Genomic DNA, 22308 nt, shown 5'->3' on the forward strand with positions numbered 1-22308 from the left:
GGCCACGGATGACACCGATTTGACGGATTAAAAAACGGATTTTTTACGTGGTTTTTAGTATTTGGTGGTTGGAGCGGGGAACTAAATTTAGCTGCCCCTTTCCTTTTTAATTCTTCTTTAGCTATAAAAAAAGCGATACCTTTTTTATGGGTATCGCTTTTCTGACTGGTGTTTTCTGGACTTGTTTTTTGAGTATAGAATGGAGTTTTACTTGAACGATTGTGTATATCTGTGTAATCGGAAACTTTACTTCAAATGTGTATTATTATAAATCACTTTTACTTTGTGTATTCGTTAATTGAAATTTTTAAATATTCCAATTCTTTAAATTCACAATTTTTAGCTAACCTGTAAACAAATGTGGATAGATTACTTTGTGAAAATTTAAAAATTTTTTTTAGTTTGAAATTTAATATATTTAAAATATATTTTCCGGGAATGTAAATCAAACCATTATAAATATCCTTAAAATGAATTTTTAGTTTTTTTATTTGGGTTGAATATTTTAATCTTGGTTTTTTCTTTTTTAATTCTATTTCTATTTTTTTATAAAATGGAATAACAAACGAGGGTTTTAAACATAATGGATCTAAATTGCAATCTCTATAAGATTCTATTTTTAAATATTTTATACCTAATTCATATTTATTAATTAATAATAAGTTGCTAGAAAGTTCACTTAAAATATTATGGCATTCTCTATAAAACTGTTTTAAAACAAATTTTCGGTTCACTTCTGAAGTTTTTATTTTAGTGTTTTCTTCTTTTACGAACTCAATTATTGCGTTTTTTTCAACTAAATAATTTTCTATACTATATTTTTCTAAATAGAAAATATTTTCATAAACTTCCTTCTTATTTAAAACTTCATCAAAATCTAAATCTAGAATAAAAACTTTTTTATTGTTATTTAATGATTTCTTTGCTTTTTTTATAACGGGCTCTTTTCCACCAAGCGGAAAAATTTTACTTATCTTAATACTTGGGAATAATTTTTTTAGAATTTGTAGATAGAAATTTTCTTGATACAGATCTTCAACGTAGAAATTTATTTCATTAAATTGAGACCAAACTACATCTTGTCCCTTTAAATAATTCTCTCTTTTTTTAGGGAAACTTTCTTCAATGCTTATCATATTTAATTATTATAAGGTAATAAAACTGTACAAAACTCTTCTTTGTCTCCAATTACTTCTGGTGAATGTGTCGCAATAATTAATTGTGATTCATTTGGCATTAATTTTTCTACTGCATCAAGAAACTCTCCTTGCCATTTTGGATGTAGAGATAATTCTGGTTCGTCAATAATAAATACGTTTAGGTTTCTATTATATTTAATATATGTTAGTAAAATTAATATCTGTTTTTCTCCTGAAGATAAATTTTTAATGTCTCTATTGTCATCAATCTTTTTTCCATCTCTATTCAAAATATTAAACTTTACTTCTGAATTTTCTTTATCAAAATAAAGTTGCTTTGCAGAATCTATGAAGAAATTATTTAATGTATCTAAAAATTCTTTTAATGGAAAATATACTTGTTGAGTATCGTTTTCAAATTTTTTAAATTCTATAATGAGATCATTAATTTTTTTAAACTGGCTTATATTAGTAATATAAAGTAAATCATATTCGTTATCGTTATTTTGAGATTCTTTCAGAATTAATTTTAAAGTGTCAAAATAATTATTTATTTTTTTAATTGAAAATTCAATATTTTTTCCTTTTTTGTATTTTAAATTTTGATTCTCTCTCAAAAAATTTACAACCTGTTCTTTTAAAATTTCAATTGTATTTACAGATGGTTTTGGCTCTTTTAATAATGATTTAATATTAGTTTTTGTAAATATTTTGTCAAAAGCTGAAAGCATAATCTTTTCATTTAAAGAGCTATATAGCTCTAAAACATTATTTCTGTAAATATTATGTTCTGTGCTTAATAATGATTTTACTTTCTCTAGCGGAGAAAAATTATTAGATTTATTTCTTCGAGTTGTTCGCTTATTTTCGATTGTATTGTATTCAGATTGAATTCTAATCTCTTCTCCCTCCTCTGTAAATAGATTTCTGTCTAATCCTATGACAATTGGTTTAGGTATATTATTAAATAAAAAAGACCAAGTTTCTTTTTCATGATCTTCTGGTCCTAAATTTTCATACGCTCCTTGCATAGATTCTTTTAGTAGTTCATTCTTTGTTAGTTTATTCGGGTGAATTTTAAATGTAGCTTGGATTTGATTGTATTTTTTAGCTTTTGTAATATTTTCTAAATCAACGGTTATTTCTACCTTATTTTGATTACATATTAGTATGTATTTATCTTCTTTAAATTTAAAATGAAGAGAAATTTTTTCGAATTCAATTAGGCACAACTCGGATAAATTTGGTTTTAGTAGCCAATTAATAATATTAAGAACGCTTGTTTTTCCAGAACCATTTATTCCAACTAAAATTGATATTTTGTTGTTGAATTCAATTTCTTTGTCAATAAAACCATAGAGTTTTTTTATTGAAATTTTTTCTATATACATTTCTATTTTTTTAATATTACTTCTAACTTCATATTCATAATTTACTTCAATCCACTTTAAAACGGACAGTATTTTTGTAAAACAAATACTTTTAAGTTGAAAAACGAAAGTACAAACCTTTTCTTACACTACAATATTATTTTTAACTATATGCTTATTATTTTTAAATTATAAGTATTTGTAAATCAAAAAAAAAGACCGAAGCCTTAGTGTTTGTTGGTGTTGGCTTTGACCCGAGCCTGTAGTATTTTTTTTAGTAAAGTGTCGGGAATTGGCTTTTCGGGGGTGAATTGTATGGTGCCTGCTGATGTTTTGAAGTCTTTTAACTCGGTTTTGAAGTCTTCGACGGTTTTAGAATCCCAAGGGAAGTAGCTGCAGTGTTTTTTGAAAGCGGCAAAACCACATAACATGCCGTGATAGCGGTAGGCTGGCATTTTGTAACTGATGAATTCCTCGACTTCGGGAACTAGTTTTTTGATGGTTTGACGTAGTTTTTCGAGTGCTGCTCTTTGGTCTTCGGGCAGTTGTGCGAGGTATTGGTTTACGGCTTCGCTATTGTTTTTGGTTGTTTCTTTTTTCATACTTCGAGCTTTACTTCTTTATAAAGGGATCCCTGAATGATTTCGCGGCGTTCTATTTCTTTCTCGATATAGGCTTGAATGTTGGATTTGGTCAACCCCCAATTGGGTGCTATGAGCAGGTTCCAATCGGATATTCCAAACAAGCGCTGAATGACGATATCGGGACGCAGGAGCGGGATTATTTCGCAAAGCAAATTAGTGTATTCTTCTAAAGTGAAGAGTTTGAACGGGTTTTTCTTGTATTTGACTCCCATGATTGAGCCTTCGACGATGTGCAGGTGGTGGAATTTCACGAATTTGATTTGGGGAAAACGGTTGATTTCGTGAATGTAGTCCAGCATCATTTCGTGTGTTTCCCAGGGGAAGCCAAAAATGGTATGGACGCACAAATCGATGGGGCTGTCTTGCAGCAATTGAACTGCGGCGACAAATTCGGCATGGCTGCATCCTCGGTTGATTTGCTCGAGGGTTTCGTCATAAATGGATTCCATTCCCATTTCCAGGTCTACGTCAAAGCGATTGCAATAGCTTTCGAGCAAGGCTACTTTTTCGGCATCGATGCAATCCGGACGTGTTCCCACAGCGAACCCGACAACGTCTTGGGTATTGATGGATAAGGCTTGGTCGTACATTGTTTTTAAGTACGAAACAGGCGCATAAGTATTGGTATTGGGCTGAAAATAGACAATGTATTTTTCGGCTTTGTAGTGGTTTTTGGCGCGTTGCATTCCGTCTTTAATCTGGGCTTGCATGGTTGTTGCGGTTCTGGAAATTTCGGGGGTATAGGAATCGACATTGCAATAGGTGCAACCGCCGTATCCTTTGCTTCCGTCTCTGTTGGGGCAGGAAAATCCGCCATCAACAATTACTTTATAGACGCGTTGTCCGTTGTATTTTTCACGCAAGTGTGTGCCGTAATTGTTGTATCCTTTGGTGCTGGGTGGGGGTGTTGTGCTCATGTCTCAAAAATACGAAATTCGATTCAGAGCACGTGGTTTGGTATTTGGTTTATTTTGCCAATCGAACCGGTTTTTGTTGGAATTAATTCAAAAACGGCGGTGGGTTTGAGAGTGGGTTCTATGCGGTGGGAAACGTACAAGATGGTCATGTTTGTTTCCTGTTTTAAAATCGTGATGAGTTGAATGACCAGTGCCACATTCTCATCGTCTAAGCCTTCTACGGGTTCGTCGAGAATGACTAAAGGCGGGTGTTTGAGAATGGCGCGAACGATTAAAACGACTCTTTGCTGCCCGATGGAGAGTTTGTTGAAGGGTTTGTTCTTTAGGTGACTCATGGCCACGACTTGCAACCATTGTGCAGCGATTTGTTTTTGCAGGGTGGTTGGTTCGATGTATAAGCCGATGGAGTCAAAGAAACCGGAGAGTATCATTTGTTCTACGGTTTGGTTTCTTTTGAACAAATCGGTCATGGCGGTAGAGAAAATACCTATTTGTTTTTTGAGTTCCCAGATGCTTTCGCCGCTTCCTTTTTTCTTTCCAAAAAGGTATAATTCTTGTCCGTAGCCTTTGGGGTTATCTCCCGTAATCATGGATAATAAAGTGCTTTTTCCGGAACCGTTAGGACCAATGAGCTGCCAGAATTCCCCTTGTTTGATAGTCCAGGAAATGCGGTCTACAATTTTTCGGTCTTCGTAACTCACGGAAACCTCTTTCATTTGAATCAGAATGTTTTCCTGTGTATCAAAGGGTTTGAGGGGTTTTGGGATTTGTACGGGGATTTCGTTTTTGGGTTGGTTTGGTGTTGCGTCTATTTCGTGAAGTACAAAAGAATTATCGGTAATCCGTGCTTTGTTTGGGATAAAAGAAAGGACATCGGCAACACGATTGACTACTTGTATGATGCAGACCGTATGGGCCAATTGTTCTAAAGAGTGTGCTAAGGCTACCCGTGACGCTTGGTCTAAATGATCGAAAGGATTGTCGAAAATAATGTAATCGGGAGTTTGCTTGAGGCAGTATTGTAAAAACACTTTTTTTTGTTCGCCCGACGAAAAAGTGCGCAGTTTTCGGTTGGATTCCGGTGCGGTTTCGAGTATGTCGTACTGGTCTTCTTTTTCGATGAATTTCTGAATCGAAATATCAGAAAAAAGGATTCCTCTGCGGGAATTGAGATAGCTTAATTCCCCTGTGGCAGTTCCGGAAAGCAGGGTTTCTATAAAGGCATTTTTATGCACTTGATTTGACAAAAGAATGTCCCAGTGGGTGTTTTTTTTCATTTTGATGAAAATGATATTAGCATTTATAGGTTTGTGTTTTCAGAATAATTTAAATCGGTATGAAAGGTTTCTTTCAATTTCCAAAGGGCGATTGCGGCAATGATGAACAGCAGCAGTCCTACTATCATTCCCGCCAGAAGGATGTCCCCGTTGAACATACGGTCTCTGAAAAAACTGTAGATAAGGATAATCAGCGGTAGTGCGCCCCGAACAAAATTAGGGACGGTTGTGGTTACGGTTGCCCGAATATTAGTGCCAAACTGCTCGGCAGCGATGGTTACAAACAGCACCCAATATCCCACAGAGAAGCCCATGATGGCGCAGAGTATGTAAAATGTTGTTGCAGAAATACCAAAAGCATTCAGGAAAACAAAAATCATAATGCAGTTGAAAACCAAGAAGCCGTACATGATTTTTTTTCGGCTTTTGCACCATTGGCTTAGTAAACCACTGGCGATATCTCCAAAAACCAATCCCGTGTAACAGAAGGCAATTGCTTTTCCGGCAGCAATGGTTTCAAATCCTTGTACGCCTAAAACTTTGGCAAACTCCGGTGAAAAAGTAATGAGTACCCCGACCAAAAACCAAATGGGAATTCCGATAAGAATGCATTGCAGGTATTTGAAGAAGCGTTTTTTATGGGTGAACAAAGAGAGAAAGTCACCTTTCTTTTCTTGGCTTTGCTGTACTTTTTTGAACATTCCGGACTCGGAAATACTGATTCGTAAAAACAATAAAAGGATTCCCAGAACGCCACCGGCATAGTAGCACAAGCGCCAGTCCTGAAAAATCTGGTACACTAAGTAAGCGACTACAGCTCCCGAAACACCTACTGTGGCTACAATCATGGTTCCGTAGCCTCGTTTTTCTTTGGGCAGACTTTCGGTAACGAGTGTGATTCCTGCGCCCAGTTCTCCTGCAAGTCCTATTCCTGCAATTAATCTCCAAAACGCGTAGGCATCGACGGTGGTTACCATTCCGTTTGCAATATTGGCGACCGAATAAAGCAGGATAGAGCCAAACAAAACAGAAATACGTCCTTTTTTGTCGCCTAAAATGCCCCAAAGGATTCCTCCAAAAAGCATTCCGAACATTTGCATACTGATGAGGTATTCGCCTTGATTGCGGATGGCATCGCCTGTAATTCCTAAATCCATGAGACTATCGGTACGGACGATTCCAAAAAGCAGTAAATCATAAATGTCGACAAAATATCCCAGTGCCGCTACGATTACGGCAGCATTAAGGATTTTAGTATTTTGGGGAGTTGCTGTAGAAATGCTATCTTTCATCGGGTTGTTTTTGGTTTTTTATTTTTCTTTGGATTTCAAAAATACACAAATAAACGAGATGCGATTTGAATTATCTATTCCGTTATTTAATAATTTAATTTATTGGTAACTTATTAATTCATTTCAATTTGTACTTTTGAAACTAATTAATAACCGCCCCCAGCAATTAGGATTATCTATGAAAATCGTTATTTCGCCAGCCAAATCATTGAATTTTGAAAAAGACCTACCCACTTCTTTATACACCGAAGCTTCTTTTTTGAAAGAATCCAGACAAGTCCATAAAGTTTTAAAACAAAAAACACCTAACGAATTAGGGGAATTAATGCACATTTCGGATGCTTTATCCAATTTGAATTGGCAACGCAATCAGGCTTGGAAAACTCCTTTTACGACTGCTAATGCGCGTCCTGCTATTTATACTTTTGACGGTGATGTTTACATTGGGTTGGATGCCTATTCGATTCCAACAAAGAAATTAGATGTTTTACAAGATCGTCTGAGAATTTTATCCGGTTTGTACGGTTTGTTGAAACCATTGGATTTAATTCAGGCCTACCGATTAGAAATGGGGACTAAACTGCCTATTGGCGAAAGCAAAAACTTATATGAATTTTGGAAGCCAACGGTTACCAAAGCCTTGAATAAAGAACTGGAAAAGGATGAATTGTTCGTTAATTTGGCCAGTACCGAATATTTTTCGGCCATTGATGTGAAAGCGTTACATGTTCCTGTAATCACTCCGGAATTTAAAGATTATAAAGACGGGAAACTGAAAATCATCAGTTTTTTTGCCAAGAAGGCGAGAGGTATGATGGTTCGTTATATTATTGATACGAATGCGCAAACCATAGACGATTTGAAAGGATTTAATTATGACGGGTATCAGTTTGATGCTAATTTATCCGAAGGAAATCATTTGGTTTTTACGAGATAGAATCGTTAAACAGCATTAGTTATTTATAAAAGAAAAGCCGATTTCAATTGAAATCGGCTTTTTTTATGTTAATGCATGGCGTCTGCCGGATTGACTTTGTTTTTCCCTTTTTTGATTAATAAAATAATAGGAATGCAACATAAAAACATAATCCCCAGATAGAGGAAAATATCCATATATGATAAAACCGTGCTTTGTTTCAGTACCGAATAATCGATGACTTGATAGGCTTTCTTTAAGGCTTCGTTGCTGCTAAATCCTTTAGACATAAATCCTTTTTGAAGCATAGCAACACGTTGTTGTACTTCGAATTTGCTTGCGTCTAAATTCGAAATTAAATCAATTCGATGCTTTTGAGTAAATCGGGTGATGAATGTGGTAATAATTGCAATACCAAATGAACCTCCCAATTGTCGCATCATTCCGGTAAAAGCGGCTCCTTCGCCAATATTTTTTCCTTTTAAGGTAGAAAGTGACAAGGTTGTGATGGGTACGAAAAGCAATCCTAAACCGATTCCTCTCAAGATTAATGGCCAAAATAAATGTTCTACACCCGTGTTTGGCGTCATTCTGTCGTACATCATCAAGGTGAAGAAAAAGAATATTAAAAAACCAACGCCAACCATGTATCCTTGCGGCACTCCACGCTGAATCATTTTACCAATAATAGGCATCATAAAAGCGGTAGTGATAGAACCCGGAATCAATAATAAACCGGCATCAGTTGCGGTCCATCCCAGAATAGACTGGGTGTAAATGGGGATGATTAAAGTAGAACCATAGAGTCCGAATCCTAAAATAAAACACATTAGGACTCCAATTCGCAGGTTTCCGTCTTTTAAAACGCTCAAATTTACGATGGGATGTTGGTATGTTAACTCTCTCCAAATGAATAGTATCAGGCCAAAAACAGAGACAACGCTCAAAACAACAATAGTGGTATTATTGAACCAATCGTCTTGCTGTCCGTGTTCTAAGACAAATTGCAGCGAACCGATGAAGGCCGTAAGAAGGAAAATCCCCAACCAATCGACTTGATTTGCTTTTAGTTTCGCTCCATATTGCGGACTTCTTACAAAAGAAATCGCCAGGATAGTAGCTATAATTCCAAGAGGAATATTGATGTAAAAAATATAAGGCCACGAGAAATTATCTACCAAATATCCGCCCAAAGGTGGTCCTAATGTAGGTCCCACGATAACCCCCATTCCGTAAATGGCTTGCGCCATACCTCGTTTTGCAACGGGATAACTCTCGGTAATGATGGTTTGTGCGGTTACCAATAACGCTCCACCACCTAAACCTTGTATGAATCGGAAGGCGATGAGTTCCCAAATATTGGTAGCATTTCCACATAAAAAAGAAGCTGTGGTAAAAATAATAATAGAAGCTACAAAATAATTTCGTCTTCCAAATTGTTGGGACAGCCAGCTTGTCATTGGGATTACAATAACATTGGCGATAGCATAAGCGGTAATCACCCAAGCCACATCATTTAATGTTGCACCCAGGCTTCCTCTCATATTGGTTAACGCTACATTGACAATGGTCGTATCAACGATTTCGAGCAATGCACAAAGCACTGCCGTTATCGTGATTAAAACCCGTCGGTAGCCGTATTCTACTAAATCGTCTTCTGATTGTGTCATTTTAGTTTAAATGTACGTCAACATCAACATTCATTCCCGGACGTAATAATTTAATTTTTTCTGGATCGTTTGAGGCATTCAAACTTATTTTTACCGGTAATCTTTGAATGGTTTTTACAAAATTTCCGGTAGCATTATCAGGAGGAAGTAATGAAAATCTAGATCCTGTAGCCGGAGAAAATGAGGTAATTGCCCCTTCAAAATCATAATCAGGATAGGCATCTACTTTGATGGTTACTTTTTGCCCAATAACCATTTTGTTTAATTGCGTTTCTTTGAAATTAGCCACAACCCAAGCTTCTTTATTGTTAATGATATAAAACAACGATTGTCCTGGTTGTACTAATTGTCCCGGTTGAATGTCTATTTTAGAAACCTGACCGTCAATAGCGGCCGTGATAACAGTATAGCTTAAATTTAATTTTGCCGCATCAAGCATGGCTTTTGACTTTTTGATATTGGCAGCAGCCACTTCTGTTTGTTTGTCAGAAGCTTTTGACTTGGCTTCAATCACTGATTTTTGAAAACTGGTAGCTCTTTCTTGCTGTTGCAAAATGCGTACTTGATTTTCTGCTTCTTGTTTTGCAGCCAAAGCTTGTTCGTATTGTTGTTTTGTAATCGAATGATTTTTGTACAAGTTATTGTATCTGTTGTAATCACTGGTAATACGACCCAATCTGATTTTGGCTGATTCGATATTTCCTCCAGCAGATTTCATGTTGGCATCAGAAACCGCAATATTAGCAAGTGCGCTACCGATATCTGCTTTAGAAACTTCAAAATTTCCTTCGGCTCCAATTACAGCAGCTGCAGCTTCTTCTATTTTCAAGACATAATCTCTTTTGTCAATTGTAAATAAAGTATCGCCTTTCTTTACAAAATCATTGTCTTTGATGTACACTTTATCCACATATCCTGAAACACGCGGGATAATTGGGTTCATTTTTTTCTCAATTTGCGCATCATCTGTTCCTTCGTGGGACAAAGAGTGTACATATTTGTAAGTTCCGTAAGTTCCTCCTAACACAATCAAAACCGTTAGGATTAGTATGAATTTGGTATTTGTTTTTTTCTTTTCCATTTTTGGGCTGGTTATATTTTTGAAAGGTTGAAGGTTTGGGATAGTTGTCCGGTTACAGATAGTAACTCATAATATTTTTGAATGATATTCGCTCTTGCTAATGCTTTATTGATTTTTGAACTCAATTGGTCTAAATCGGCTTCGAGTAAATCATTGGTATCCGAAAGACCGTTTTCATATTTGTCATTTACAATTCTGTAATTTTCCGAAGATTGCTCTACGGCTTGGCTGTATACTTCATTTTGTTTCAGGGCTAAATCGTAGTCTTCTATTGCTTTTTGGACCTGAACCTTGATGTAATCTGTTAGTAAAGCTTCGGAGTTTTGTACTTCAAGTGCTCTGCTTTCGGCTAGTTTTACAAGTGCTCCGTTTTTTAGAATCGCACTTAAATCATAAGAAACGCCTACGCCAAAATTCATTGCATTTTGTACCGTAACCACATTTTTCAGGTCTAATGAAGTGTAGCCTCCAATAAGTGCAATTGCGGGATAATAAGCACCTCTGGCCATTTTTACATTGGCTAAACTTGCTTTTTCCTGAAACTTAATGGCTTGTAAATCTTTACGATTTTCCATTGCCGGTTGGTCATTTTCAGGGACATTAGTCATTTGAAAATTGTTGAAATCACTTTCCCGAACTTCTAATTTGGTTTCCACCGGTAATTTTAGCAGGGTGACCAAATGAAAATTGACAATATTCAGATTGTTATTTGCTTCGTCAATTGACAATTGGATTTTTGAAACCTGTAATTGTGATTTCAATAAATCATTTCTTGGAATAACCCCGTTTTTTTCTAACTCGCTAAAATCGTAAGCCCGTTGTTTGGCTGTTTTTTGATTCTCTTTTAAAAGTTCAATCGTTTTTTGCGCTTTGTAAAGACCGGCGTAATAATTAATCACTTTCATGGCTACTTCCTCTTTGGTTTGAGTAGCTGTAGCGGTTTCTGCCTGGTAAAGATTTTCGGAAATTCGAATGCCGTTTTGTATTTTAAAACCAGAAAAAACAGGAAGAGTTGCGTTTACCTGACCAATCATTAATTGATCTACAGCAGGCATCGGTTCAGCGGAAGAACTGCTGTTTTGATTGATTTTCAGATTCACCGATGCATTTGCTAACCGCTGGTATTGACCGGAGATTTTGAAATCAGGGTATTGGTTGTTCTTTGCGGATTGTAATTCGTACTTTTTAGAACTAACCTTGGTATTCGCTAACGAAACTTCATTACTTTTTTCCCAAGCCAAATGAATGGCTTCATCCAGCGTTAAACTGGTTTTTTCTTGTGCTTCTAAAGTTGAAATCCCGATAAAGAAAATCCCAAAGAGCATTAATTGATTAATTTTCATAGATCAGAAGGGCTTTTATTGTTTGTTGGATATGCTTTGTCAAATTGGTTTTTACGTAGTTGTTGTATAAATCTTCTGTTTTTAAATTCAATAAATTTTCAAAGAAAGGTTTGTTCATGTGAAAGTGAAAAAACGTACCCAAAATAGTTGGAGTAATCAGCGGAATAATAACATCTTTCCTGAAAACACCTTTGTTTTGTCCTTCCTGAATAATGGCTTCTAATGATTTTAAATTTCCTTTTTTTAATTCGGAAAACGCCAGCAGATTTTGATCTCTTTTTTTAGCCGTAAACTCAAAATGTAAAATTCTGTAAATTCCACGGTTGCTGTTGATCCGGTTAATATACAATTCAATCAGCTTGTTTATTTTTTCGATGGGTTCGAGATCTTCGTGTAATAAGTTTTCTAATTGATTTTTAAGATCGGAAGTCCGGTAGAAAATTAAAGATTCTAATAAACGTTCTTTTGAACCAAAATAATAAGAAACCATGGCAATATTTATTTTTGCCTCTTTTGCAATGTTTCGTATGGAAGTTCCATCAAATCCTTTCTCGGCAAAAAGCAACTCGGCTACTTCGAGAATCTGAATTTGTTTATCTGTAAAAGTGGTTTTCAATGGATTTTTATTTGAATTGAGTACAAAATTAAACACTTGTTTAATTTAAACACTTGTTTAGTTTTTGTTTAACATAATTTTAACAAAAATAAAAAAGACATTTTTGTTGTATGAAAACAGATAAAAAGGCTGATAAGGCTGAGATTTCGTGTTTTTTGAACTGAAAATTTATTCTTTCGCTTGTATGGGAATTCAAATTTATTCTTCAGAATTGGGATTCACTTATCGAATGGATTTTTTCATACAAACACTGGTTACTACATTTTCATATTGGTCATAATTGGGAATTATGGCAAAACCAGATTTATGATAAAGTGCAATAGCATCCGGATTATTTTTCCCGGTTTCAAGTATAAAGGCGTTATAATTTAATTCGGTTGCCCATTGCTCTAAAGCATGTAAAACCGCACTGGCAGTTCCTTTTCCGCGAAAATCAGGATGTACAAACATGCGTTTGATTTCAACAGTATCAGCATCGTATTCCTTGAATGCGCCGCAACCCACTGCCACATCTTCCTGGTAGCAAACCACTACGTTTTTGATGTTATCGAGCGTGTCAAATTGGGCATAGAATTCATGGTCATCACCATCCAAAAAGGCTAAATGACGGTCTAATAAAACTACCAGATTTTTAAAATCAGGATCTTCGGAATTTGTTCTTTTGAAAATTGCCATTTGCAGAAAAATATTTAGTTTAGAAAAACAACGAATTTAAGACCTTATTTTGAATTGTGAAAAATTAAAGTGCAGATAGTCAGACGGCTTTTATGAAGTTTTCATTTAGATGAATTGGCATCACAAAGAGGGCTGAAAATATAGTCCGAAATTGTGGATATCTATTTTGGGATTGCTGATTTTTTTTGGTTCTAAAATCTATCTTTGACATCCTTAAAAAAAAAGACATGAGCACAATTTGGTATGAATGCAAAGTAAAATACAGAAAAATAGATGAAACTGGAGGACAAAAAGTTACGACGGAACCGTACTTGGTAGACGCTTTATCCTTTACGGAAGCAGAGCGCAGGATTAATGAAGAGATGTCGGCTTATATCAGTGAAGAATTTAAAATCATGAATATAAAAGTGGCGAATTATGCCGAAATTCATCCTTTTGAAAATGCAGATCGTTGGTTTCGTTCCAAAGTTTCGTTGCTGGCGTATGACGAAGAAAGTGGCAAAGAGCGCAAAACCAACATGTATTTATTAGTACAGGCGAATGATGTAAAAGAAGCTTTTGATAATACCATCAGCGCTATGAAAGGAACAATGGGCGATTACACGATTCCTGCAATTTCGGAATCTCCTATTTTGGATGTTTTTCCTTATTTCAGTGGGGAAGAGGGCGAACTGGAACAACTGGAAAGGTTTAATGCACTCAAAGCTTCGAAACCCGAAGTAGCTGCCGAAATTGTGGATCGTATGGAATTTGAGACGGCTCCAGAAGAAGAAGTTGTAGTTTAAGACAACTTAAAAAAACTAACCGCAAATTTGCAAATTATAACAAGCATTCAATGCTTACTAATTTGCGAGTTTACGGTTTTTCAATTTTAACCAGTTTTCTTTAATTAAAACTTTTTCGAATGCTTTTCTGGGGCTTCCTCTAAAATATACTTCACCACAATAGCTATAACCTAAGTTTTCAAAAATTTTCATCATGGGGATATTGTCAAAATTAGTGTCCGCTTTTACACTGTAAATGTTGTTGCTTAACGCAAAATCTTCTATTTTTTTCAGCATCAATTTCGCCAATCCTTTGCCTAAATACTTTTCAGAAATGGCTACGCGGTGCATGACAACAAAATCATCATTCGTCAGCCAATTTCCTTGAATGTTCTCATAAGCAGGTTCGTCATTGATGAGTAACGCACTGTAACCAATGATAGTTTCTCCTTCAAGCAAAACAAATCCTTCTCCTTTTTCAATATCTTTTTGTACTACTTCAGGATTTGGGTAGCCGTCTTGCCATTGCTGACTACCGTCTTCTTTTCTGCGTTGTATAGCTTGTTGTAAAATTTCCCATATCGGAGCTATTTCAGATAGTTCTGCTTTTCTAAAGTGATAATTCATTATTGAAGTTTGAGTTTTTTAGTCAATGAATGTGCTTTAAAAGTACAAAACAAACTTTGAATTTTGAATAATTTACATTGTAGGATGTATTTATTTTAGAAGAACACTTTGCGGAGTAGGGAGTTGGATATTAATATTTATATCCTAATGATAATGAAAATATTTTATTTTTGATATTCAAACTACTCATTGGTTCATTATTGATATTAGCTAAACCAAGATTGTAACGAAAATTCAAATATAAATTTTTTGATACATCGTAATTAGCTCCGAAACTTAAACCAAAATCAATTGATTTAAGATCATTTTTTATATCATATTCTGATTTAGATGTATATAATGTTGGTAATGCTCTGTCTGAACTATATTTTACTTTTGCGCCTAATAGCAAACCTATTTGTGGTCCAGCCTCAATGCTCAGTTTATCTATAATATAATATTTAGCTATTACGGGTAAATTTAAATAAGTTAAGTTCTTTTTACCATCATAATAATAAACTATTACTGAAGAATTATCATACACAGGTATTTTAATTTTGTTTCCTTGTGTAGAAAACAATAATTCAGGTTGGATTGCAAATTTATCAGTAATTTTTATCTCGGCAAAAATACCTGCATTAAAACCAGTTATAGTGGAACTATCGGCAAAATCTCCTGTTAAATTTGCTAGATTGAACCCTGCTTTTGCACCAAATTTGACTTTTTGTGCATTTGCTGAGGCAAATAAAAAAACTATTACCGCTGTAAAAATATATTTTTTCATCTTTTTTTAATTAATTTAAACTATAAAATTGGAGATAAAGGTTATCAAATTTTTTTGATTTCATATCAAATATATAAAAATAATCTTATAAATAACTAGATTTAAAATTGATTAAACCATAAAAAAACGACGTTTAAAGTGAATTTAACGCCGTTTACTATTTACATAGAAATATTTTCTTATCGAATTGCTTTTACAAATTCTTCAATTTTTCCAGTACCATTTTCGGTTAAATGTGTAATGAATGCGCTACCAATAATTGCTCCTTTAGCAAATTGAGTGGCTTGATTGAAGGTTTCTGCATTGTTGATTCCAAAGCCTATTACTTGTGGATTTTTCAAGTTCATTGCGGCAATGCGTTTGAAATACTCTTCCTGAACGCTGCCAAAACCAGATTGTGAACCCGTAACACTGGCGGAACTTACCATATAAATGAATCCATCGGATACGCTGTCTATAAAATGAATGCGCGCGTCAGATGTTTGTGGTGTGATTAAGAATATATTTTTCAATCCGTATTGCTCAAAAGTCGCTTTAAATTCATCGGCATATACATCAACCGGAAGATCAGGAATGATTAATCCGTCGATGCCAATTTCGGCACATTTTTTACAGAAATTCTCTATTCCGTATTGTAACATTGGGTTGAAATAGCCCATGATTACTAACGGAATTGATACCGTTTTACGAATTTCTTTTAGTTGGTCAAACAACACTTGAGTCGTCATTCCGTTATGCAATGCTTGAGTAGAACTTGCTTGAATGGTTGGTCCATCGGCCAAAGGGTCGCTGAACGGTAATCCGATTTCAATCATGTCCACACCGCTTTTTTCTAAATCCTGAATGATTTGTACCGTGTCATTCAAGTTGGGATAGCCTGCAGAGAAATAGATGGAAAGGATCTTTTTGGTTTCTTGTAATTTTTGATTTATGCGATTCATTGTTGTCTGTTTTTATCAGATTGAGCCTCTGTTTTTTGAGTTTGTACTAATTTAGGTGGTCGCGGTATATACCCAAGCCGTTTGATTGGATTGCAATTCCACTTGAATGCGTTTGTAATGTAATCCTTCATAAGTATCGGCTTGTTGCAGTTGTATTTCGGTTAGTTCATACAGTATTCCGCTGATGGTGTCTTCCGGATTATGGGTTGGCGTAATGATTGGATACTGTGCAAATCCAAATTCTTCTTCGATATGAATTTCATTGATAACATAACCAACTAATGTTTCGGGAGTTCCTTTGAGTATTCGGCCAAAAATAGTTTCTTGAATGTCTTTGTCTTTTAGGGTACCGTAAGCAAATAATTGTTCCATGTTTTTTTGTTTTGAAAAAGTTATTTTAAATTCAAATCGTTTCGTTTAGCATTGCGCGTTAGGGATGGAAGCAGCATCCTTTTTTGTCCCGTTTTTTCGGGGCAAAAAAGATAGAGCGTACAGCCCGACCCTTGTGGTAACGCCCTGAAAAATTCAGGATAAACCGAACTACAATTTGAAATAATCAATATAAGTATTCAAATCTTTGTCGCCGCGACCGGAAAGATTCAAGACCACGATATCCTCTGGTTTGAATTTCATTTCGTCCAGAACAGCAAAGGCGTGCGCACTTTCGATTGCCGGAATAATTCCTTCCATTTTTGAAAGTTGCAATCCCCAATTCATAGCTTTTTCATCGGTTATTGAAATGAATTGTGCTCTTCCTGTGGCAAATAAATTAGCGTGCATCGGGCCAACTCCAGGATAATCTAAACCTGCCGAAATAGAATACGGTTCGGTGATTTGACCATCTGTAGATTGCATCAACAAGGTTTTACTACCGTGAATCACACCAATTTTACCAAGGGCAGAAGTTGCGGCACTTTCGCCTGAATCTACGCCTAAACCGGCTGCTTCTACGGCAATGATGTTGACGTCTTTTTCGTCCAAAAAGTGATAATAAGCCCCGGCAGCATTGCTTCCGCCACCTACGCAGGCAATCACATAATCAGGATTTTCACGGCCTTCTTTTTCTAATAATTGGGCTTTTATTTCCTTAGAAATAACACTTTGAAAACGCGCCACCATATCAGGATAAGGATGCGGTCCTACTACAGAACCAATGATGTAATACGTATCAACGGGATTGTTGATCCAGTCTCGAATGGCTTCGTTTGTAGCGTCTTTCAGCGTTCGTGAACCCGACATCGCAGGACGAACTTCGGCACCTAACATTTTCATACGAGCCACGTTTGGCGCTTGACGTTTAATGTCAATTTCGCCCATATACACAATACATTCCAGTCCCATCAAAGCACAAACGGTAGCCGTAGCCACGCCGTGTTGTCCAGCACCGGTTTCGGCAATGATTCGTTTTTTACCCAAACGTTTGGCTAATAAAATCTGTCCAATCGTATTGTTTACTTTATGTGCTCCGGTATGGCATAAATCTTCTCTTTTGAGGTAGATTTTAGTATTGTATTTTTCAGATAATCGAGTGGCAAAATACAGCGGAGTAGGGCGCCCTACATAATCTTTTAGCAAATCATCAAACTCTGCCTGAAATTCTGGTTCAGCAGTAATTTTTAGATATTGTTGGCGTAATTCTTCTACGTTTGGATATAACATTTCAGGAATGTAGGCTCCTCCAAATTCTCCGTAATAGCCTTTTTCGTTGACGTTGTAACTCATTTTTTAGGTTTTTGATTCTGGGTTTCAGGTTTTGGGTTGTTGATTTATGCTACAACTCAAAACGTTCAACCATTAACTTTAATAATTCGATGTTTTTTAATCCTGATTCAATTTCAAATTTACTATTTATATCAATAGCATATATTGGCAGATTAGTTTTTGAAATTTCTTGTATTGATTTGATTTCCTCTAATCCGATTCCGCCACTCAGGAAGAACGGTTTTACAGAAGGATAGTTCTCTAATACTTTCCAGTCGAAAGTGGTTCCGTTACCTCCCGGTAATTTTCCTTTAGTGTCAAAAAGGAAATAATCACAAACGGTTTCAAATGGTTTTAAAACTTCAAAATCGAAGTCATCAGCTACCGAAAATACTTTGATGAATTCTATTGAAGCGTGTATTTTGCTTTTTAAATCGGAACAAAATGCAACCGATTCCTGTCCGTGTAATTGAATGGCTTGTAAATCATATTTTTGGGCTTTCGCCAAAATTATATCGGTGCTTTCATTGACAAAAACGCCTACTTTTTTGATTGATTTTGGTAAATCAGGCATTGTTCCATCAAAATACCGAGCCGATTTCTCCCAAAATATAAACCCCATATAATCGGGTAGGAGCGAACCTACTTCGAGTATATTATCGGGATATTTCATGCCACAGATTTTGAGTTTCATTTTTATAATTTTGATATAAATTCGGTTGCTGCTTTACCTGCATTATCGGTTTTCATAAAGTTTTCTCCAATCAAAAATCCTTTGTAACCAAAAGGTTTTAATTCATTAATGGCTTCCACAGACGAAATACCGCTTTCGGAAACTTTTACGAATTCGTTTGGAATTTGGTCTGCTAATTGTTTACTGAAATCCAAGCTTACTTCAAAAGTTTTTAGGTTTCTGTTGTTGACACCAATCATGTCTAATGTTGGCATAATTGATTTTTCTAATTCTTCTTGATTGTGAACTTCTAATAAAACTTCCAGTCCTAAACTTTTGGCAAATTCAGATAAGGATTTGATTTCGTCTCGAGTTAAAACTGCGGCAATCAGCAAAATTAAATCGGCTCCATGCGCTTTGGCTTCTAAAATTTGGTATTCATCAACAATAAATTCTTTTCTCAAAAGTGGAATATTTACTGTGGCTCTTGCCAAAAGCAAATCGTCTAAAGAACCACCAAAATACTTACCGTCTGTCAATACCGAAATACCGCAAGCACCAGCATTTTCATAACCTTTTGTTACTTCTTCAACGGTAAAACTATAATTAATTTCCGCTTTGGATGGCGAACGGCGTTTGTGTTCGGCGATAATTCCTGATGTGCTGTTTCTTAGATTCTGACTCAAAGAAATAATTTTTTTTCCAAAGAAAACGGATGCTTCCAATTGCGAAATCGGAATAATGGATTTCTTCAGAATAACTTCTCTTCTTTTGTCAATTATAATGCTATCTAGAATGTTCATTTTTTTAATTTAAAGATTGAAAAATTTAAATAACTTTAAATTCCCCACTATTTTTATTTGCTTAACTCTTTTAATTTGTTCAAAGCTACAAGTCCTTTTCCGGATAATAAACTTTCTTTCGCTATTTGAAATCCTTCTAAAGGAGAACATTTTGTTACTGTTGCAATTGCCATGGCAGCATTTGCACAAACTACGTTGTTTTGAGCTTCGGTTCCTTTTCCGGAAATAATATCGGTAAACATTTGTGCAGATGCTTCGATGGTTGTTCCGCCTTCGATTTCGCTTTGCAGCAAAAGCCGAACTCCAAAATCTTCAGGTTTCAACATTCCTTCCATAGCAGGGGTGATGATTTTAGTTGGACAAGTCAACGAAACTTCATCATAACCATCTAATGAATGTAAAATGGTGAAATTAGTATGGGTGTTTTGATACAAATAAGCATACATTCTGGCCAATTCTAAATTAAAAACACCGACTAATTGATTTTGTGGAAACGATGGATTTACCATTGGTCCCAACATATTGAAAAAGGTTTTTACGGCTAGTTCTTTTCGGATTGGCCCAACATTTTTCATGGCAGGGTGGAAAAGAGGAGCGTGTAAAACACAAATTCCCGCTTGGTCGATACATTTTTCCAGAAAATCAGCATCATTACTGAACTTGATTCCCATTTTTTCCATCACGTTACTAGAACCTGAAATAGAAGAAACTCCGTAATTCCCGTGCTTGGCCACTTTGATTCCTGCTCCGGCTGCCACAAAAGAAGCCAAGGTCGAAATGTTAAAAGTGTCTTTTCCATCACCACCTGTACCACACAAATCAATCGTGTTATACGCAGATAAATCCACGTGAATACACAATTCTAATAACGCTTCTCTAAAACCAGCCAATTCATCAATACTAACGCTTCGCATCATATAAACGGTCAGAAAAGCGGCAATTTGACTCGTGTTGTAACTTCCGTTGGAGATATTAACCAAAACGTTTTTGGCTTCTGCTTTCGAAAGCATTTCGTGATTGATAAGTCTGTTTAATATATTTTTCATTGAAAAAAGTATTCTTAAATGTTATAAAGTCTTTTGATAATCGGATTAATTTTTAACCCAGTTTTCTAAAATCTTTTTTCCGTTAGGTGTCAACACACTTTCCGGATGAAATTGTACTCCACGAACATCGAACGTTTTGTGACGTAAGGACATGATTTGACCATTTTCGTCTAATGAAGTTGCTTCAAGAACCTCCGGCAAATTAGCGTCAACTACCCAGGAATGGTAGCGTCCCACTTCAAATTCATTCCCTAATCCTTCAAATAAAAGTTCATCATCAACGACCGTTTTTACATTTGTAGCCACGCCGTGATACACTTTATCTAAGTTAGAAAGCGTTCCTCCGTACACTTCTCCAATGGCTTGTTGTCCTAAACAAACACCAAAGATACTTTTTGTAGGACCATATTTTTGAATCACTTCTTTTAATAATCCTGCTTCATCCGGAATTCCAGGTCCAGGAGAAAGCAATATTTTATCGAAAATTGCAATTTCATCAATATCAAATTCATCGTTTCGGTACACCGTTACTTCGCAATCTAAATCTTCCAGATAATGCACTAAATTATAAGTGAAACTATCGTAATTGTCTATGACTAGTATTTTTTTCATGTTTTTATCTTTCGTCTTGTCTCTTTCGTCTTTTTCTAAATGGTTTCGGCTAAATCTAAAGCGGCATTCAACGCTCTTAATTTATTGTATACTTCCTGCATTTCACTTTCTTCATCTGAGCTGGCAACAATTCCGGCTCCTGCCTGAGAATGCAATTGATGGTTTTTACTTAGGAACGTACGAATCATGATGGCGTGATTAAAGTTCCCTTCAAAATCCATAAAACCAATGGCGCCTCCATAAAAATTACGATTTGTTTTTTCATAATCTTCAATCAGTTGCATTGCTCTGTGTTTTGGCGCGCCGCTCAAAGTTCCTGCTGGAAATGTGTCGGCTACCACTTGCATGGTTGTTGCTTTTTCGTGCAAATGTCCTGTCACTTTTGAAACCAAGTGAATGACATGAGAGAAGAATTGTACTTCTCTGTATTTTTCTACATTCACATTGTGACCGTTTCGGCTTAAATCGTTTCGGGCTAAATCGACCAACATGACATGTTCACTATTTTCTTTTTTATCGATGGCCAATTCTTTGGCAAGAATAGCATCTTTTTCATCATCACCCGTTCTTTTGAAAGTACCTGCAATAGGATGAATTTCGGCTTTACGGTCTTTTACAATAATCTGTGCTTCTGGCGAAGAACCAAATATTTTGAAATCGCCGTAGTCAAAAAAGAACAAATAAGGGGAAGGATTAATGCTTCTTAAAGCGCGATACACATTGAATTCATCACCTTTAAAACCTTGTGTAAATCTTCGGGATAATACCAATTGGAATACATCTCCTCTAAAACAATGCTTTTTGGCCAAAGCCACATTGTGCTTGAACTCATCGTCTGTCAAATTCGAAAAACCTTCTCCATCTTTAGTGAATTTATACGAAGCAATGTTTCGGGATTGTAATAGTTGTTCAATTTCGGCAATATTATTTTTCCCGTCTAAGCTGTGGCAAAAAATATATGCTTCATTTTTGAAATGATTAATGGCAATAATGTTTTGGTACACGGCATAATACACGTCCGGAATTGTATTGCTATTTTCTTTTTTGGCAATGCTTACTTTTTCAAAATAACGAACCGCATCGTATGAAATATAGCCAAACAAACCATTATTTATGAATTTGAAATCATTTTTCTCTGATTTGAATTGCCCTGAAAACTCCTGAATTACTTCCGGGATATTGGTATTGGCATCAATGGCAATGTTTTCAGAACTTCCATCAGGAAATGTTTTTGAGATGATTTCGTTCTCTATTTTTATTGAAGCAATCGGATTGCAACAGATGTAAGAGAAACTATTGTCATTCCCATGATAGTCACTACTTTCTAATAATAAGCTATTCGGGAATTTGTCGCGAATTTTTAAATATACACTTACCGGAGTAATGGTGTCGGCAAGTATTTGCTTGTATTTTGTATTTAGTGTAAAAGATTTCAATG

Annotated in this window: 23 protein-coding genes; 2 read left to right on the top strand and 21 right to left on the bottom strand. The window is 35.6% G+C overall.

Translation table 11 applies throughout. The features are described from left to right. Positions 1 to 278: 278 nt before the first annotated feature. From O6P34_RS09500 to O6P34_RS09525, 6 genes are all read right to left on the bottom strand, one after another. Positions 279 to 1136 (bottom strand): DUF4435 domain-containing protein, encoded by an 858-nt coding sequence (locus tag O6P34_RS09500; protein WP_269684271.1) that lies wholly within the window; start codon positions 1134 to 1136, stop codon positions 279 to 281. Between the two features lie 2 nt (positions 1137 to 1138). Next, positions 1139 to 2530: an AAA family ATPase gene (locus tag O6P34_RS09505; RefSeq protein WP_269684272.1), complete on the bottom strand. Its 1392-nt coding sequence runs from the start codon at positions 2528 to 2530 to the stop codon at positions 1139 to 1141. Positions 2531 to 2736: 206 nt separating this feature from the next. After that, on the bottom strand, positions 2737 to 3111 hold the full coding sequence (locus tag O6P34_RS09510; protein ID WP_269684273.1) for an iron chaperone: 375 nt from the start codon (positions 3109 to 3111) through the stop codon (positions 2737 to 2739). Next, positions 3108 to 4070 carry a tRNA modification radical SAM protein MnmL/YtqA gene (mnmL, locus tag O6P34_RS09515; RefSeq protein WP_269684274.1) on the bottom strand — a complete coding sequence of 321 codons (963 nt, stop codon included), beginning with the start codon at positions 4068 to 4070 and terminating at the stop codon, positions 3108 to 3110. The genes O6P34_RS09510 and mnmL overlap by 4 nt, the downstream gene beginning before the upstream one ends. Positions 4071 to 4093: 23 nt before the next feature. Continuing rightward, on the bottom strand, positions 4094 to 5347 hold the full coding sequence (locus O6P34_RS09520; RefSeq protein ID WP_269684275.1) for an ATP-binding cassette domain-containing protein: 1254 nt from the start codon (positions 5345 to 5347) through the stop codon (positions 4094 to 4096). A gap of 23 nt (positions 5348 to 5370) precedes the next feature. Continuing rightward, positions 5371 to 6639, bottom strand: coding sequence for an MFS transporter (locus O6P34_RS09525; protein WP_269684276.1), 1269 nt, complete (start codon positions 6637 to 6639; stop codon positions 5371 to 5373). Between the two features lie 178 nt (positions 6640 to 6817). Here O6P34_RS09525 and yaaA point away from each other — a divergent pair, with 178 nt between their 5' ends. Beyond that, complete coding sequence (gene yaaA / locus O6P34_RS09530) at positions 6818 to 7576, top strand: peroxide stress protein YaaA (protein ID WP_269684277.1); 759 nt, start codon at positions 6818 to 6820, stop codon at positions 7574 to 7576. Positions 7577 to 7644: 68 nt separating this feature from the next. Here the strand turns inward: yaaA and O6P34_RS09535 are convergent, their stop codons facing one another. The 5 genes from O6P34_RS09535 to O6P34_RS09555 all read right to left on the bottom strand — a co-directional run bounded on the left by O6P34_RS09535 (position 7645) and on the right by O6P34_RS09555 (position 12940). Further along, complete coding sequence (locus tag O6P34_RS09535) at positions 7645 to 9225, bottom strand: MDR family MFS transporter (protein WP_269684278.1); 1581 nt, start codon at positions 9223 to 9225, stop codon at positions 7645 to 7647. A gap of 1 nt (position 9226) precedes the next feature. Further along, complete coding sequence (locus O6P34_RS09540; protein ID WP_269684279.1) at positions 9227 to 10306, bottom strand: HlyD family secretion protein; 1080 nt, start codon at positions 10304 to 10306, stop codon at positions 9227 to 9229. An 11-nt stretch (positions 10307 to 10317) separates the two neighbouring features. Next, the gene (locus O6P34_RS09545) at positions 10318 to 11649 is read right to left on the bottom strand and encodes a TolC family protein (RefSeq protein WP_269684280.1); all 1332 of its coding nucleotides are present in this window, start codon (positions 11647 to 11649) and stop codon (positions 10318 to 10320) included. Further along, positions 11639 to 12265, bottom strand: coding sequence for a TetR/AcrR family transcriptional regulator (locus O6P34_RS09550; protein ID WP_269684281.1), 627 nt, complete (start codon positions 12263 to 12265; stop codon positions 11639 to 11641). Before O6P34_RS09550 ends, O6P34_RS09545 begins: the two co-directional genes overlap by 11 nt. Positions 12266 to 12487: 222 nt before the next feature. Next, positions 12488 to 12940, bottom strand: a complete 453-nt coding sequence (locus O6P34_RS09555; RefSeq protein WP_269684282.1) for a GNAT family N-acetyltransferase — start codon at positions 12938 to 12940, stop codon at positions 12488 to 12490. 227 nt (positions 12941 to 13167) lie between these two features. On the opposite strand from O6P34_RS09555, the gene O6P34_RS09560 reads away from it, so the two are divergent. After that, a complete protein-coding gene (locus O6P34_RS09560) occupies positions 13168 to 13725 on the top strand; it encodes a DUF4494 domain-containing protein (protein ID WP_269684283.1) in 558 nt (185 codons plus the stop codon). Between the two features lie 57 nt (positions 13726 to 13782). On the opposite strand, the gene O6P34_RS09565 is transcribed toward O6P34_RS09560, so the two are convergent. The 10 genes from O6P34_RS09565 to O6P34_RS09610 all read right to left on the bottom strand — a co-directional run bounded on the left by O6P34_RS09565 (position 13783) and on the right by O6P34_RS09610 (position 22306). Continuing rightward, positions 13783 to 14331, bottom strand: coding sequence for a GNAT family N-acetyltransferase (locus O6P34_RS09565; protein ID WP_269684284.1), 549 nt, complete (start codon positions 14329 to 14331; stop codon positions 13783 to 13785). A gap of 130 nt (positions 14332 to 14461) precedes the next feature. After that, entirely contained in the window at positions 14462 to 15094 is a 633-nt protein-coding gene (locus tag O6P34_RS09570) for a porin family protein (protein WP_269684285.1), read from the bottom strand. Between the two features lie 179 nt (positions 15095 to 15273). After that, complete coding sequence (gene trpA, locus O6P34_RS09575) at positions 15274 to 16035, bottom strand: tryptophan synthase subunit alpha (protein ID WP_269684286.1); 762 nt, start codon at positions 16033 to 16035, stop codon at positions 15274 to 15276. Positions 16036 to 16086: 51 nt separating this feature from the next. Beyond that, positions 16087 to 16407 carry a gamma-glutamylcyclotransferase family protein gene (locus tag O6P34_RS09580; protein WP_269684287.1) on the bottom strand — a complete coding sequence of 107 codons (321 nt, stop codon included), beginning with the start codon at positions 16405 to 16407 and terminating at the stop codon, positions 16087 to 16089. Between the two features lie 168 nt (positions 16408 to 16575). Continuing rightward, complete coding sequence (gene trpB / locus O6P34_RS09585) at positions 16576 to 17757, bottom strand: tryptophan synthase subunit beta (protein WP_269684288.1); 1182 nt, start codon at positions 17755 to 17757, stop codon at positions 16576 to 16578. Positions 17758 to 17806: 49 nt separating this feature from the next. After that, positions 17807 to 18430: a phosphoribosylanthranilate isomerase gene (locus O6P34_RS09590; protein WP_269684289.1), complete on the bottom strand. Its 624-nt coding sequence runs from the start codon at positions 18428 to 18430 to the stop codon at positions 17807 to 17809. Positions 18431 to 18432: 2 nt separating this feature from the next. After that, complete coding sequence (trpC, locus tag O6P34_RS09595; RefSeq protein ID WP_269684290.1) at positions 18433 to 19212, bottom strand: indole-3-glycerol phosphate synthase TrpC; 780 nt, start codon at positions 19210 to 19212, stop codon at positions 18433 to 18435. Between the two features lie 53 nt (positions 19213 to 19265). Then, the gene (trpD, locus tag O6P34_RS09600) at positions 19266 to 20258 is read right to left on the bottom strand and encodes an anthranilate phosphoribosyltransferase (protein WP_269684291.1); all 993 of its coding nucleotides are present in this window, start codon (positions 20256 to 20258) and stop codon (positions 19266 to 19268) included. Between the two features lie 45 nt (positions 20259 to 20303). Next, positions 20304 to 20870, bottom strand: coding sequence for an anthranilate synthase component II (locus tag O6P34_RS09605; protein ID WP_269684292.1), 567 nt, complete (start codon positions 20868 to 20870; stop codon positions 20304 to 20306). 35 nt (positions 20871 to 20905) lie between these two features. Continuing rightward, positions 20906 to 22306 (bottom strand): anthranilate synthase component I family protein, encoded by a 1401-nt coding sequence (locus O6P34_RS09610; RefSeq protein WP_269684293.1) that lies wholly within the window; start codon positions 22304 to 22306, stop codon positions 20906 to 20908. Between the last annotated feature and the right edge of the window lie 2 nt (positions 22307 to 22308).

The organism is Flavobacterium lacustre (assembly GCF_027474525.2).
Taxonomy (GTDB): Bacteria; Bacteroidota; Bacteroidia; order Flavobacteriales; family Flavobacteriaceae; genus Flavobacterium; species Flavobacterium lacustre.